The following is a 461-nucleotide window of genomic DNA, read 5'->3' as shown; positions in this document are numbered from 1 at the left end:
GGCATGAGCACGTTCGAAGGCCCGATGATGGCCATCAAGACAGTGAATGCGCTCAGCCATAACACCGACTGGACCATCGGCCACGTACACGCCGGCGCCCTGGGCTGGGTTGCCATGATCACCATCGGGGCCACCTATGTGATGGTGCCGCGCCTGTTCGAGCGCAAACAAATGTACTCCATCTCCTGGATCAACACCCACTTCTGGCTCAGCACCATTGGTACGGTTCTCTACATCGCCTCCATGTGGGTGTCCGGCATTATGCAGGGGCTCATGTGGCGCGCGGTGAACACCGACGGCACCCTCACCTACAACTTCGTGCAGGAGCTGGTCGAGCGGCATCCGTTCTACATCATTCGTTTGCTGGGCGGGATCATCTTCCTCAGCGGCATGATCCTGATGGCCGTCAATGTCTATAAAACCGTCCGTGCCGAACGCGACTGCCGCGGTGAAGACAACGT

At 58.8% G+C, this 461-nt stretch carries 1 protein-coding gene; it reads left to right on the top strand.

Going from position 1 to position 461, the window contains the following annotated elements; all coding sequences use genetic code 11:
• The coding region (locus A3754_RS06865; RefSeq protein ID WP_197468531.1) for a cbb3-type cytochrome c oxidase subunit I at positions 1–461 on the top strand (461 nt) is incomplete at both ends.

Source organism: Alcanivorax sp. HI0083, from assembly GCF_001635175.1.
The sequence above is the reverse complement of the archived record's forward strand: the minus strand, read 5'-3'. Positions and strand labels throughout refer to the sequence as shown.